Genomic DNA, 13423 nt, shown 5'->3' on the forward strand with positions numbered 1-13423 from the left:
ACCCGGCCGAAGGGGGCGCCGTGCACGACATGAGCCGCAAGACCATCACCGTCGTCTTCTGCGACATGGTCGGCTCCACGGCGCTCAGCGAGCGGCTCGACGCGGAGGCGCTGCGCCATGTGATGCTGCGCTACTACGACCTGCTGCGCGCCTGCCTGGAGCGGCACGGCGGCACCGTCGAGAAGTTCATCGGGGACGCGGTCATGGCCGTCTTCGGCATCCCCGTCGTCCACGAGGACGACGCGCTGCGCGCCGCCCGCGCCGCGCTCGACATGCTCGCCGCCGTCGAGGAGTCGGGGGAGGAGCTGGAGCGCGAGACCGGGGCGCGGATCGCGGTGCGCATCGGCATCCACACCGGCGAGGTCGTCACCTCGGGCGCCGCCGACGCGGGCCACGCCCTGGTCTCCGGGGAAGCGGTCAACGTCGCCGCCCGGCTCGAACAGCACGCCCCCGCCGGGCAGATCCTCATCGGCGCCGACACCCACGGGCTGGTCGCGGCGCACGCCGAGACCGTTCCGGTGGAGCCGCTGACCGTACGGGGCAAGTCCGAGCCGGTGCCCGCCTGGCGGCTGACCGGGCTCCGGCCGCGGGCGCGGGCGCTCGCCGGGCCGCCGGGTGTCCCCATGGTCGACCGGGGCGACGAACTGGCCCAGCTGCGCATGGCGTTCGCCCGGGTGGTGCGCGACCGCTCGTGCCATCTGGTGACCCTGTTCGGCGACCCGGGCGTGGGCAAGAGCAGGCTGGCGCGGGCGTTCGCGGCCGAGGCGGAGCGCGACGGCGCGCTGGTCGCGGGCGCCCACTGCCCGCCGTACGGCAGCGCGGGTCCGCTGGCCCCGCTCGCGCCGCTGCTGACGCAGGCGTTAGGGGGTGTCCGCACAGTCGCGTCGGGTCAGCCCGCGGCGTCTGGTGCGTGCGATCGCAAGGCGGAGGGTCGTCCTCGTAGTGGGCCTACTTGGACGAGCCCGACAACGCAGCGAGCGTGCGTGCCAGGCGTCGCGGGCCCGGCGGGACTGTGCGGACACCCCCTCAGCCCGGACCCGCGGGCGCGGCTGGCCGAGGTGCTGGGCGGCGGCGACGCCGAACGGGACGCCGCCACCGCCCTGGCGCGGCTCGCCCGCACGGGCGTCTCCGGCACCTCGTACGACGAGACCCGCTGGGCGCTGCAACTGCTGTGCACCGCGCTGGCCGGGACCCGCCCGCTGGTCGCCGTCGTGGACGATCTGCACTGGGCCCACGAGGACCTGCTGGGCGCGCTCGACCACCTCGCCGACTGGGTGCAGGGCGCCCCCGTGCTGCTGCTGTGCGTGGCCCGGCCGGATCTGCTGGAGCGGCATCCCCGGTGGGGCAGCGGCAAGCTCAACGCCACCGCGCTGGTGGTGCCGCCGCTCGCCGCCGACGACTGCCGCGAACTGGTGCTGCGGCTGTACGAGCCCGCCGCCGACCCCGAGGTGGTGCCGCACGCGGTGGCCACCGCCCATGAGCGGGTCGTGGAGCGGCTGGTGCACCGCTCCGAGGGCAACCCGCTGTTCGTGGAGCAGATCGTGGGGATGGTCAGCGAGAGCGACGACCCGCGCTTCGTACCCCCTTCGGTGCGGGCCGTCGTCGCCGCCCGGCTGGACCGGCTGGAGCCCGCCGAACGGGCCGTCCTGGAGTGCGCGGCCGTCACCGGTGCCGAGTTCACGGCCGCGGACCTCACGGCGCTGCTGCCCGCCGGGGCCGGTCCGGTCGGGCACGCGGTCCGCACCCTGGTGCGCCGCCGCCTGCTGGAGGCCGCCGGGGCGGCGGCCCCGGCGGAGCCCGGCGCGGCGCGCTGGCGCTTCGTCAGCCAGCTGATCCGCGACGAGGTCTACAGCGGCATGTCCAAGCTGGTGCGCGCCCGGCAGCACGAACGGTTCGCGGAGTACCGCGCCGAAGGCGCCCCCGAGGACCATCACGCCATCGGCACCCATCTGGAGGAGGCGTTCCGGCTCCGGCTGGACCTGGGCCCCGCCGACGCCACCGCCCGGAGCACCGGCGCCCGCGCCGCCGGCCACCTGGCGGCGGCGGGCACCGCGGCGCTCGGCCGCGGCGATGTCCGCTGGGCCGTCGACCTGCTGCGCAGGGCGCTCGCCCTCACTGATGCCCTCACCGAACCCCAGCCCGGTGCGCCTTCGGAATCCCCGTCCGGCACCCACGCCGGTCTCGCCGTACGGACCGCCCTCGCCGAGGCGCGGCTGGCCGCCGGGGACGCGGCCGAGGCGGTCGGCGCGCTGCGGCAGCTGCTCACCGACGCGCGCGCCGCGGGCGACCGCGGTGTCGAGGCCCGGGTCCGGCTCCGGCTCGCCTACCTCGAACCGGGCGCGGACGGCTTCGGCGCCGTCCTCGACGCGGCCCGCGACGCGGTCGCCGTCTTCACCGCGACCGACGACGCGCTGGGCCTCGCCCGCGCCTGGCTGGCCATCGGCCAGGAGCGGCAGAGCCGCAGTCGGCACGGCGAGGCCGCCCGCTATCTGACCCGCGCCCTGCACGAATCGGTCCGCGCCGGGGCCGGTCTGGAGCGCGCCGGAAGCCTGGGCGCGCTCGCCGTCTCCCTGTGGCTCGGCCCGGAACCGGCACCCGTGGCGCTGCGCCGCTGCGGGGAGTTCCTGGACGATCTGCTCGCCGGGCGCCGGATGGCGCGCGCCACGGTGTCCTGCCCGATGGCCGCGCTGCTGGCGATGCGCGGCGACCACGCCGAGGCGCGGCGGCTGCTCGCCGACGCCGTACGCACCCTCAGCGACCTCGGCCACCTCTTCGCCGTACCGGCCGTCCACCTCTTCCAGGCCACGGTGGAGGAGTCGGCGGCGTGCTGGGACGACGCGATACGGCTGCTGCGCGCCGCCCGCGCCGAGCTGGAGCGGCTGGGCGACGGGCAGTTGCACGCCACCGCGACCCGCGACCTGGCCCGGGTGCTGCTCTCCCGGGGCGGCGCCGAGGACGAGGTGGCGCGGCTGGTCGGCGGGCTGTCCGACACCGACCTCGACGCCCTGCCCGCGGCCGCCGCCGACGTCCACGGGATCCGCGCCCGGCTGGCCGCGGCCGACGGCGCAGCGGCCGCCGCCGCCCGCCACCTCGACCGGGCCCTCGACGCGGCCCGCAGGACCGATTCGCCGGTGTGCCTGGCGGGCGCCGAGTTCGACCGGGCCCGGGCCGCCGCCGCGCTCGGCCGGGAGCGCGAGGCGGTGGCGGCGGCGGGTGAGGCGCGCCGCCACTTCATCGCCAAGGGCCATCTGGTCGGGGCGGAGCGGGCCGCGGCGTTCGCCACCGCGCTGGGAGGTGACGCCTGATGACGGCCACCGGCGCACGGCTCACCTGGAGCCTCCTCGGCCGCGACCGCACCGAGATCGAGATCCGCACCGACTGGGCGGGAGCGGGCGCGGGCGGGGCCGAGTGGGCCTGGGGCGGCGCCGACGGCCGGGGCGTGCGCGTCTGCGTCCTGGACAGCGGCGTGGACGTCGGCCACCCCACGGTCGGCCCCGTCGCGTCCTCGCACACGGTCCGCGAGGCGGTCGGCGGCGGGGTGGAGGTAGTGGCGACGGAAGGGGGCGACTCCTGCGGACACGGCACCGCCTGCGCGTCGATCATCCGGATGATGGCTCCGGAGTGCGAACTGCACAGCGTGCAGGTGCTGCGCTCCGGCTACCGGGGCAGCGGGGACGCGCTGATCGAGGGCGTGCGCTGGGCGGTCGAGCAGGGATACGACGTGATCAACATGAGCCTGTCCACGACCCGCCGGGAGTTCGCCCAGGCCCTGCACGAGATCGCCGACCGCGCGTACTTCGGCCGCAGCCTGCTCGTGGCCTCCGCGCACAACATGCCGGTGGAGAGCTTCCCGTGGCGGTTCTCCTCGGTGATCTCGGTGGGCAGCCATGAGGAGGACCGCTCCGATCTGCTGCTCTACAACCCGGCCCCGCCGGTGGAGTTCTTCGCCCGCGGCGTCCGCGTCCCCGCCGCCTGGCCCGGCGGCACCACCCGCCGCTGCACCGGCAACAGCTTCGCGACCCCGCATGTGGCCGGGATGTGCGCCCAGATCCTCGGCAAACACCCGGACATGACGCCGTTCCAGGTCAAGCAGGCGCTCTTCCTCGCCTCGGCCAACGTCAGGAGGGCCTAGATGACCGCGTACGAGCAGGACGGGCAGGACGGGCAGGACGAGCCCGAGGCCGAACACCGGCTGCTGCTGCAGTCCGTGGTGGAGACCGCGCGGGCGATCTTCGAGGCCCAGGCCAGCTCCATCTTCCTGCTGGACGAGGCGGACGGCGCGCTGGTCTTCGAGGCCGTCTCCGGCAAGGGGGAGGGCGATCTCGTCGGCCGCCGCTTTCCCGCGGGGCGCGGGGTGGCGGGCTGGGTGCTCCAGTCCCGTCAGCCCATCGAGGTCGACGACGTGGACGAGGACGAGCGCTTCGCCCGGGACCTCGCCGAGTCCACCGACTACGTTCCGCGCGCGCTGATGGCCGCTCCGCTGCTGTACGGGGACGAGGTGCTGGGCGTCCTCGAAGTCCTCGACCGCAGCCGGGAGATACGGACCACCCTGGCGGCCATGGACCTGCTGGCGCTCTTCAGCGCCCAGGCGTCGGTGGCGCTGCGGCTGGTGCGCCACGGCCGCCGGACCCGCCCCGTGAAGGGCGGGCCCGGCGCGGACGGTACGGGCCGTACGGGCGTGGACGGGCTGGCGCGGGCGCTGGCCGCGCTGCCCGGCGAACGGCGCGAGGCCGGACGGCGGCTGGTCGGGGCGCTGGAGGAGCTGCTGAGCGGGGAGCGGTGACCAGCCGCCGGGTCTTCAGGTCCCGCGACCGGGCCCCGCTCCTACAGCCCCAGCAGCTCCACATCCGCCCGCATCTGCTCGCGGGCCAGGTCGAGCACCAGGCGGGGCAGCCGGAACCGGCAGTGGCCGTCCGGGCCGGGGTCGGGGGCGAAGCCGATCAGCTGGGCGTCCAGCAGTCTGCCCAGTACCCGCCGGGCCTCTGAGGGGCCCGCCCCGAGCCGGTGCAGCGCCTCCCGGAAGGAGAACTCCCCCTCATGGGCGAGCAGCCGCACCGCCGACCAGTCGGCCTCCCCGGCGGCCGCGTAGCCGCGCATCAGGCGCTTGCGCAGATCGACGTCCCCGACCGCGAACTCGTCCAGCCGGTCCGGCGACTCCAGCGCGTCCGCCAGCCCCTCCATGGGCCAGCGGCGGTGCGCGGCCAGCCGTCCGCCCGCGATGCGCAGCGCGAGGGGAAGCCCCTCGCACGCCTCCACGATGCGCCGGGCGGCCGCGGGTTCGGCCGCGACCCGCGGGGCGCCGACGATGCGGCGCAGCAGGGCCAGGGAGTCGTCCGGGGGCAGCGGGTCCAGCTCCACGACCCGGGCGCCGTCCAGCCCGGCCAGCGGGGTGCAGCTGGTCACGAGGGTGGTGAAGACGGGCGAGTTGGGCAGCAGGGGCCGTACCTGGGAGGCGCTGGTGGCGTTGTCGAGCAGCACCAGGGCCGGTTCGACGTCGTCGGCGTGGGCGCGGTACCGCCACAGGAGTTCGCTCAGCTCGCACAGGGGAGGGGCCGCGTGGTCGAGTTCCTGGAGGAGCTCGGCCAGGGCCTGGGAGGCGTCCTTGGGACGGCCCTGCGGATCCATCAGATCCACGTAGTACCGGCCGCCCGGAAACACCCCTTCGGCGGCGTGCGCGGCGGCCACCGCGAGCGAGGACTTGCCCACCCCCGGGCGGCCGGTGATCAGCGTGATCTGCCAGGGAGCGGGCGCCTCCGCGGTGTGGGCGCCGACGTCCGGGAACAGGTCGGCCAGCTCGCGCCGCCTGCCGGTGAAGTCCGCGAGGCCGGGCGGCAGCTGGACGGCGGCGGAGTCCCGCCCTGGGGGCTCGGCCGCCTGCGGGGGCGCCGCGTACAGCGTGTCGCGCGGCGCGGGGGTGGGGGAGGTACCGGCGAGGATGTCCTGCTGGAGGCGGCGCAGGACGGTGCCCGGCTCCAGCCCGAGTTCGAGGGAGAAGAGCCGCCGCGCGTCGTCGAAGGCGATGAGCGCGTCGCTCTGCCGCCCCATCCCGTGCAGGGCCTGCATGTACTGGGCGCGCAGCTGCTCCCGGTACGGGTGGGCCAGGATCAGCGGCTCCACCTCTTCCAGGACCTCGTGGTAGAGCCCGAGGCCCAGCCGTGCGGTGAACAGCACCTCCAGCGCGGACAGTCGGCGCTCCTCCAGCCGGGCGGCCTCGTCCTCCAGCAGCGCGGGTCCCTCGAGACCGGTGAAGGGGCGGCCCCGCCACAGCGCCATGGCGTCGCCCGTGAGCCGGTCGACGCGGGCCGGATCCCCCGCGGTGGCCGCGCGGCGCGCGAGGTCGACGGTGTGCTCGAACCGCACCGTGTCGATCTTCTCGGAGTCGATGGCCAGCCGGTATCCGGGGCGCTGGTGGACGACCCGGGCCGTCTCGTCGGCCGCCGCGAGCGTACGGCGCAGATGGTGGACGTAGACCTGGATGTTCTTCGCCGCGCTCTTCGGCGGGACCTCGTTCCACAGGGCGTCGACCAGGAGGTCCACGGAGACGACCTGGTCGGGCCGGCACAGGAGTGCGGCGAGCAGGAGCTGTTGTTTGTGCGGACCCAGTGGTAAGGATCCCGTCGCTGTTGTGGCGATGAGCGGGCCGAGCACACTGAACTGCATATCCCCGCGTTTCCTTCCCCGTCTTTGTGGTGCCCATTGAAATGCAATGGCCGCAGGGCCCAGGCGGTACACCGCCTGGGCCCTTTTCCTCACGGTGTCCGGCCGACTACCAGACGAAGGCGCCGCTCAGCGGGGCGTCCACGCCGTGCGGGACGACGTCCTCGGCGGAGTCCAGGCGCTGCTTGATGGAGTTGAGCAGGGTCACTTCCTCCTGGCTGAGGGAGGAGATGGCCTCCAGCTGCTGCGGGTTGGCGCCCTTGAAGTTGTGCCCCGCGGCGGCCAGTTCCTTGAGCGCGTCGAACGACATGGTGAATCTCCTTCGTAGGGTGTGATTGCGGGAAACTCTCGCGTTGCGCCGTTGCCTTCTTGTTCGGGCGGCGATCTGCCGCTCCCGTCCCCCATGTCCCTCCTCGGACCTAGGCGTTGGCGGTCGTGACAAGCGTTCGGGTATCGACCACCGCCGCGAGCGCGCTGTTGGCGGCGTCGATGGAATGGAGTGCGCTGAGCCCGATCGCCGTGACCAGCTCCGGCGTGAGCGGCGCCTCGTCGAGGGTGCGCATCAGTTCGTCGCGGTGCTTGATGTCGAGCGCGGCATGGCGCTCCAGCGTGCGGAAACCGGTCCGCGGGTATCCGGTGCGGCGCATCAGCTCGGGCACCAGTTCCACGGACGGCGGATTTCCCTCCAGAACCGCGATATGGCCGAGCAGACAGGCCGGGTGGTAATGCTGGATCCAGTAGTACTGGGCGCCCACCAGATTGGCCACGGAGGCGGTCGGAAGACGGCGCAGCGGCTCGTCCGGGTCGCATCCGATCGCCGCCAGGTCCTGCCGGAGCCATTCGTCGTGGCCCTGCTCCTCGCGGATGTGCCGGGTGAAATACGGTACGAGCGCGGCCGCGACCGGATCGTCATCGGCCAGCTCCCGGCAGCGGGCCAGTGCGCATTCCATCAGCGGCACCGTCGAGCGAATGGAACTGTGCAGCATGCAGAGATATTCGGGATACAGCTCGTTCAGTCGCGGGGAATTCCAGAACCTACGGGTCGTCGCCATGAGTCGAGGGAGAAGGAGGCCGGTTTTGGCGCGCAGTGACTGGCTGTGCCGTGTCATATCAGATCGTCTTTTCCGTGAATTTTCCTGTGGATGATCCCGTGGCTCAGGAATTCAGGGTGGCGATCGCCGCCAGCATCCGGTCGCTTTCTCCCGCGGACCTGCGCTTCGTCATCGTCCAGCACAGTCCGCAGATGGAGGAGAACTGCCGGTCGGCCAGGTCGCCGAAGCCCGGCAGGGCGGTGAGCGGGCCGGGCCCGACGGACCCCAGCGCGGTGAAGAAGGAGTCGTTCGTGAAGCCGGTCACCGCGGCCGCCACCTCGGAGCCGTCCGCGCAGTCCCGGCGCAGCGCCGCCGGGCCCGCGCCCATGATCACGGACTCGTTGCAGCAGGCCGTGACCCGGCCGTCGTAGCGCACCACCGCGGCGTCCACCACGTCACAGGGGCCGAAGGAGCGCCCGGCGTGCCGCACCGGCCGGTCGTACAGCCCGGCGCCCCTGCCGTGCGGAAGGCCGTGGGTGGGCACCAGTTCGGCGTGGTCGGCCCAGCCCGGGCCGAGCGCCGCGGCCAGCGACTCCCGGGTGCGGTCCAGGGTGTCGCCCTCGTCGATGGCCTGGACCACGATCGGCACCCCGTGCCGGGCGATGATCCGCGCCGCGTTCCGGAACCGCTCGGGCCCCTGGCTCGCGACATGGTGGGCGTCGGTGCTCAGGTAGACGGCCGCCGACTGCGCCAGGACCCGGTGGATCCACTGCGGGGCGTGGTCGCTGCGGGCCCAGAAGCCGCTGGTGTAGAGCACCGCATGCTTGCCCGCGGCGGCCAGCCTGGTGACCGCGAGGGCCAGGGCGCGCCGCTCGACGAAGGGTTCGCCCCCGGAGATGCCCACCATCCGCAGCTCCGGCAGGGCGGCGAGCTGGTCGACGATGGAGGCGAAGAGCGCGTGGTCGGTGATCCGCGGGCTGTCCGGGCGGGAGTCCACCGAGCAGTGGGCGCAGCCCACCGGGCAGCGGTCGGTGATGAACAGCAGCACCGAGGCGCCCCGGGTGCGCCGGATGCTCAGCACGTCCCGGTGGCCGAGCCCGCTCATGCCAGGCTCCCGGCGGGTGTTCTGCGCGACGGGTCGTGGCCCAGGGACACCAGGTTCGCGTACTTGGCGATGCCGTACTGCCGGGCGAAGGCCAGCGGTCCGGCCTCCACCAGCAGCGATTCGGTCTGCCGCTCGATCAGCCGGGTGGCGGGCCGGTCGGCCAGCTCCCGGATCGCCCGGGGTACGGCGCTGTCCTTGGAGAGCACCCAGCAGGTCTCGCAGTACCCGGCGGTGCCGCAGCCGTCGCCGATGCTGCCGCCATTGCCGCCGCTGCTGGCGCTGGCGTTGTCGCGGCCGGTGCTGCCGTGGCGGTCCATCAGATATTCGGGCCCGGCGGCGCGGATCGCCCGCACCATCGGGTTCTCCAGCGCGCGTTCCTTGATGGTGGGCCAGTCGTCGCGGGCGATATGACCCAGGTACAGATGGGGCGGCAGCGGTACCTTGCCGTCCATCACGTCCTGGTTGCCGCAGGCCGTCACCTGCCCGTTGAAGCCGATCACCGGCCAGGCGGAGACCGCGCAGGGCGAGGGGTCGACGGTGGACTTGGGCAGCGGCACGCGCTTGAGCAGCCAGGCGTCGGCGCGCCCGTGCGGGCTGATCGGCGCCACCAGCATCGGCACCCGGTCGTCGAAGACCCGCCGCACCTCGGCGGTGATGTCGGCGAGATACGGGTCGTCCGGGCCGAGGCCGGTCAGCTGGAGGCTGACGTCCTTGCCCTCGTCCAGCAGCTCCCGCAGGATCCGGAAGACCGAGGCGCGGGGCACCTCCTCCTCGTGGAAGCGGTCGAGGCTGGCCGAGAAGTGGTCGACCGCGTCGATGGCCCGCTTGAGCGGCCGTGGAATGCGGCCGCGGTCCGCGAAGTAGAGGCCGGACAGGACATGGGAGCGGGACCCGGCGGCACGTGCCAGTTCGGCGATCTCCCGCACCAGGCGCGGCCGCAGCAGGGCCTCGCCCCCGGACATGAGCACGAACTCCGGACGGTTTTCCGGTGTGAAGGATTCCGCGAATTTCCGGAACATCGCTTCCGGATATTCCTCACTGTCCAGCATGGAGCTGGTGGAGCAGTGCTTGCAGTGCAGCGGGCACCTTCGGGTGATACCGAAAAAGACGGCGGAGGCCGGCACCGGTCGGTAACGCAAGATCTCCATGAGGTGCACCAGGAATCCCCCTCCTGTGACGGCTCATTGGGTGTTGCGCTTTCTATGGTGCGGCGCCGGCCTTGAATCGAACTTTGGCGCCGGTTGCGAACTGGTTTTCTAGTGTGCTGTTGAAATAGGGGTCAGGCCGCCGGAAGGGCGCCGTCCGCCCGATTGCGCAGGGCAAGTGCGGCCGGAAGTGCCGTGGAGACCAGGGCCAGTCCGGCGACGCCCGTGAGCACCAGGGCGTATCCCCCGGGAGGAATGCTGAATTCCATGGAGCCGGTGAGCGCCCCGTTGGCCCCCGCGAGGCCCGCGCAGGCGATGGCCGTGCCGACGGCGGCGCCGATGAGGACCGCGATGAAGGTCTCCAGATAGAGCATGCGGCTGATTTGTCCCCGGCTCGCGCCCAGCAGCCGCAGCAGCGCGAACTCCCGGGCCCGTTCGGCCGTTCCCATGAGGAGTCCGTTGACCACCGAGACCCCCGTGAACATCACCAGCACGGACAGCACGAGATAGGTGCCGGTGGTGTTCTGCGCGAGGGCGGTGCGGGTCGCGGAGGCGTATTCCCCGACGTCCGTCACTTTCGCCGTCGGATGGTCGCGCACCAGCGCCGCGGCCGCTTCCCGCAGCCGCTTCTCCTCACCGGATTTCGCCCGCACCAGCACCGAGTCGTCCAGTTTCTGATGCATATGTGAGGCGAGATAGCGCTCGGAGAGCAGAATGTCCCCCAGCCCCAGCGGCCGGTCGAATACCGCGCCGACGGTCAGCGACACCTTCGTACCGTCACCGAGCCAGCCGCGCAGCCGGTCGCCCACATGCAGCGAGTGCTCCTTGGCATGGGTGCGGCTGACCGCCACCGTGCCGTCTTTCGCGAGGCTCGTCAGCGACCCCTCCCGCAGCCCCAGGTCGAGCACCTTGGCCGCGGCGGCCGGGTCCAGCGCCTGCGCCCCCAGTACGTCCGGGGTGCCCAGCACGTACGACACGAAGGTGGTCGAACGGGTCGCCGCAACCGCCTCCGCCCCGGGCAGCCGCCGCGCCGCCGCCACCACATCGGGCGGCAGCCCCGGTGCGTCCCGGGGCAGCAGCACCACATCGGCGCGGGTGCGGCGGTCGGTCTGCTCGGCGGTGATGCGGTTGAGCGACCCGGTGACCAGCAGCACCGTGCACGCCATCGTCGTGGTGAGCATCAGCGCCGACGCCACGGAGGCCACCCGGCGCACCGAGGTACGGGAGTTGGCGTGCGCCAGCCGTCCGGTCGCGCCGATCCAGGACACCAGGGCGCCCAGCGGCGGCTCCAGCACCCGGGTGAGCAGCGGCCCCAGCAGCACCGCTGCGCCCATCAGCAGCATCACGACCAGGTACTGGAAGGCCACCCCGACCTCGCCGCCGATGTGCTGGGTGGCGAGGAACAGCGCGATCCCGCCGCCGAGCGCCACCAGGGCCAGCAGCAGCCGGGTGACCGGCATGGTCCGGCGCGGCGCGGCCGCCTCCTGGAGCGCGTCCGCGGCCCGGATGCGGGCCACCCGTCCGGCGGCGAAGACCCCGGCGAGCAGCGCGAGCAGCAGGGTCGCGGCCGCCGCGATCAGGAACGGCAGCGGCCCCACCACCAGCTCGTACGCGGACGGCACCGACCCGCGGTCCCGCAGCGTGCCGAGGACCACCTTGGCCAGTGGCACCGCGAGCGCGAACCCGGGCACCAGCCCGACGACCGAGGCCAGCACGGTCTCCCAGGTGACGACGCGCCGGACCTGCCAGGGCGTCGCCCCGACCGCCCGCAGCAGCGCGATCTCATGGGTGCGCTGGAGGACGCCGAGGGCGATGGTGCCGCCGAGCACGAAGACGGCGAGGAAGCCGCCGAACCCGGCCATCGGCCCGAACAGCAGTGTCGCGTCGTCCAGTTGCCGGGCGGTGTCCGGAGCTCCGGCCTCCGCCCGGGCGTCCCCGGTGAGCACGTCGGTGCCCGGTCGGTCGAGCGCCTTCTTCAGCTTCCCGGCCAGCTCGTCCGCGTCCACTCCCCGCGCGGGGAAGACGCCGACGGCCGCGGCCTCGCCGCCGGACCGGGACAGCCGCTCGGCGGTGGCCGCGGAGAAGAACAGTGCCGACTGGTCGGGCAGCGCGTCCCGGCCGCTCGGCGCGGCGATTCCGGAGACCCGGAACCGCCGGGTGCCCGAGTCGGTGACCACCGTGACGGTGTCGCCCGCCTTCAGCCGCGCGCGGGCCGCGACCGAGGCGTCCACGGCGACCTCGTCGTCCGCGCCCGGCGCCTGCCCCGACCGCAGGGTGAACGGGGTCAGCGCGGCGGCCTCCCAGGCGTGGCCCTGTGCGGGCCCGTCCTCCGGTCCGGCCAGCGGGACTCCGCCCGGGCCGACGGCCTGGGCGTAGAACGGGGTGTCGGCGACCACCCGGCCCACACCGCCGACCGCCCGCACCGCGTCGACGGCCCGCTCGCTCAACCGCGGCGGCTGGTCCAGTGGGTAGTGCTCATGGTCGACGTTCTGCCCGGATCCGGTCCGTACGACGAGATCGGGATCCATGCGGACGACGGCCGCCGTGGCGCCGAAGCGGTCCGTCTCCGGGACGGCCCGCAGCCCCGACTCGATCAGCACCCCGCACGCGGCGAGCAGCATCGCGGCCAGGGCCGAGGCGCACAGCGCGCCGATGAATCCGTACCGGTGGTGCCGGATTCCGCCGAGGGCAAGGCGCAGCACCGTCAGGCCCCCATCCGGGCCATGCGGTCGGCGACCCGCTGCGGCGTCGGGTTCTCCATCGCGTCGACCAGGGTGCCGTCGGCGAGGAACAGCACCCGGTCCGCGTACGCGGCGGCGCCCGGATCGTGGGTGACCATGATCAGCGTCTGGCCGGTGGCGTCGACCACGTCGCGCAGCAGCCGCAGCACGTCCTGGCCCGACGACAGGTCCAGCGCGCCGGTCGGCTCGTCGGCGAAGACCACCTCGGGCCGGGTGACCAGGGCGCGGGCGACGGCCACCCGCTGCTGCTGGCCGCCGGACAGCTCGGCGGGCCGGTGGCCCAGCCGGTCGCTGAGCCCGGTGCGCAGCACCACGTCCCGCATCCAGTCGCGGTCCGGGCGCTTCCCGGCGAGCCGGAACGGCAGCAGGATGTTGTCCTTCGCGGTCAGCGACGGCACCAGGTTGAACGACTGGAAGACAAAGCCGATCCGCTCCCGCCGCAGCAGCGTCAGCTTGTGCTCGCGCAGCCTGCTGATCTCGGTGTCGCCCAGGAACACCCCGCCGGAGGTGGGGCGGTCCAGACCGGCGGCGCAGCGCAGGAAGGTGGACTTGCCCGAGCCGGACGGGCCCATGATGGAGGTGAACGACCCGGGTGGCAGTGCGACGGTGACGCCGCGCAGCGCGTGGACCGTGCCGTCCCCCCGGCCGTAGCGCCTGGTCACGTTCTCCAGCCGCATGGCGGGGACCGCGCCCCGCGTGGTCATGCGCGCCGACTGATCCGGCAGCGTCATCAGTTGCCTTCCT

The 13423-nt window shown here is 73.7% G+C and carries 10 protein-coding genes; 3 read left to right on the forward strand and 7 right to left on the reverse strand.

The genetic code is table 11. From position 1 onward, the window contains the following. The first annotated feature begins 29 nt into the window (after window positions 1-29). From ACZ59A_RS19035 to ACZ59A_RS19045, 3 genes are read left to right on the forward strand one after another with little or no spacing between them, the layout of a single operon-like run. Window positions 30-3305 carry an adenylate/guanylate cyclase domain-containing protein gene (locus ACZ59A_RS19035; protein ID WP_470960629.1) on the forward strand — a complete coding sequence of 1092 codons (3276 nt, stop codon included), beginning with the start codon at window positions 30-32 and terminating at the stop codon, window positions 3303-3305. After that, window positions 3305-4132: a S8 family peptidase gene (locus ACZ59A_RS19040; RefSeq protein WP_470960093.1), complete on the forward strand. Its 828-nt coding sequence runs from the start codon at window positions 3305-3307 to the stop codon at window positions 4130-4132. The genes ACZ59A_RS19035 and ACZ59A_RS19040 overlap by 1 nt, the downstream gene beginning before the upstream one ends. After that, on the forward strand, window positions 4133-4783 hold the full coding sequence (locus ACZ59A_RS19045; RefSeq protein ID WP_470960095.1) for a GAF domain-containing protein: 651 nt from the start codon (window positions 4133-4135) through the stop codon (window positions 4781-4783). It begins immediately after the preceding gene. A gap of 41 nt (window positions 4784-4824) precedes the next feature. Here the strand turns inward: ACZ59A_RS19045 and ACZ59A_RS19050 are convergent, their stop codons facing one another. The 7 genes from ACZ59A_RS19050 to ACZ59A_RS19080 all read right to left on the reverse strand — a co-directional run bounded on the left by ACZ59A_RS19050 (window position 4825) and on the right by ACZ59A_RS19080 (window position 13410). Continuing rightward, window positions 4825-6660 (reverse strand): AfsR/SARP family transcriptional regulator, encoded by a 1836-nt coding sequence (locus ACZ59A_RS19050; protein ID WP_470960097.1) that lies wholly within the window; start codon window positions 6658-6660, stop codon window positions 4825-4827. Window positions 6661-6766: 106 nt separating this feature from the next. After that, entirely contained in the window at window positions 6767-6967 is a 201-nt protein-coding gene (locus tag ACZ59A_RS19055) for an aroma-sacti cluster domain-containing protein (RefSeq protein WP_039937244.1), read from the reverse strand. A 109-nt stretch (window positions 6968-7076) separates the two neighbouring features. Next, window positions 7077-7643, reverse strand: a complete 567-nt coding sequence (locus ACZ59A_RS19060; protein WP_470960099.1) for an iron-containing redox enzyme family protein — start codon at window positions 7641-7643, stop codon at window positions 7077-7079. A 169-nt stretch (window positions 7644-7812) separates the two neighbouring features. Further along, window positions 7813-8793: a radical SAM protein gene (locus ACZ59A_RS19065; RefSeq protein WP_470960101.1), complete on the reverse strand. Its 981-nt coding sequence runs from the start codon at window positions 8791-8793 to the stop codon at window positions 7813-7815. Next, a complete protein-coding gene (locus ACZ59A_RS19070) occupies window positions 8790-9941 on the reverse strand; it encodes a radical SAM protein (RefSeq protein WP_470960103.1) in 1152 nt (383 codons plus the stop codon). The genes ACZ59A_RS19065 and ACZ59A_RS19070 overlap by 4 nt, the downstream gene beginning before the upstream one ends. 131 nt (window positions 9942-10072) lie before the next feature. Then, window positions 10073-12640 carry an FtsX-like permease family protein gene (locus tag ACZ59A_RS19075; RefSeq protein WP_470960105.1) on the reverse strand — a complete coding sequence of 856 codons (2568 nt, stop codon included), beginning with the start codon at window positions 12638-12640 and terminating at the stop codon, window positions 10073-10075. Between the two features lie 2 nt (window positions 12641-12642). Continuing rightward, complete coding sequence (locus tag ACZ59A_RS19080) at window positions 12643-13410, reverse strand: ABC transporter ATP-binding protein (protein WP_470960107.1); 768 nt, start codon at window positions 13408-13410, stop codon at window positions 12643-12645. Window positions 13411-13423 lie beyond the last annotated feature (13 nt).

This window comes from Streptomyces sp. NPDC040405 (assembly GCF_055595765.1).

Excerpts from the sequence above, each read along its gene's own strand:
- ACZ59A_RS19040 (WP_470960093.1), top strand. The coding sequence starts at position 3,305 with ATGACGGCCACCGGCGCACGGCTCACCTGGAGCCTCCTCGGCCGCGAC.
- ACZ59A_RS19045 (WP_470960095.1), top strand. The coding sequence starts at position 4,133 with ATGACCGCGTACGAGCAGGACGGGCAGGACGGGCAGGACGAGCCCGAG.
- ACZ59A_RS19060 (WP_470960099.1), bottom strand. The coding sequence starts at position 7,643 with ATGCTGCACAGTTCCATTCGCTCGACGGTGCCGCTGATGGAATGCGCA.
- ACZ59A_RS19065 (WP_470960101.1), bottom strand. The coding sequence starts at position 8,793 with ATGAGCGGGCTCGGCCACCGGGACGTGCTGAGCATCCGGCGCACCCGG.
- ACZ59A_RS19080 (WP_470960107.1), bottom strand. The coding sequence starts at position 13,410 with ATGACGCTGCCGGATCAGTCGGCGCGCATGACCACGCGGGGCGCGGTC.
- ACZ59A_RS19055 (WP_039937244.1), bottom strand. The coding sequence starts at position 6,967 with ATGTCGTTCGACGCGCTCAAGGAACTGGCCGCCGCGGGGCACAACTTC.
- ACZ59A_RS19070 (WP_470960103.1), bottom strand. The coding sequence starts at position 9,941 with ATGGAGATCTTGCGTTACCGACCGGTGCCGGCCTCCGCCGTCTTTTTC.
- ACZ59A_RS19035 (WP_470960629.1), top strand. The coding sequence starts at position 30 with ATGAGCCGCAAGACCATCACCGTCGTCTTCTGCGACATGGTCGGCTCC.
- ACZ59A_RS19050 (WP_470960097.1), bottom strand. The coding sequence starts at position 6,660 with ATGCAGTTCAGTGTGCTCGGCCCGCTCATCGCCACAACAGCGACGGGA.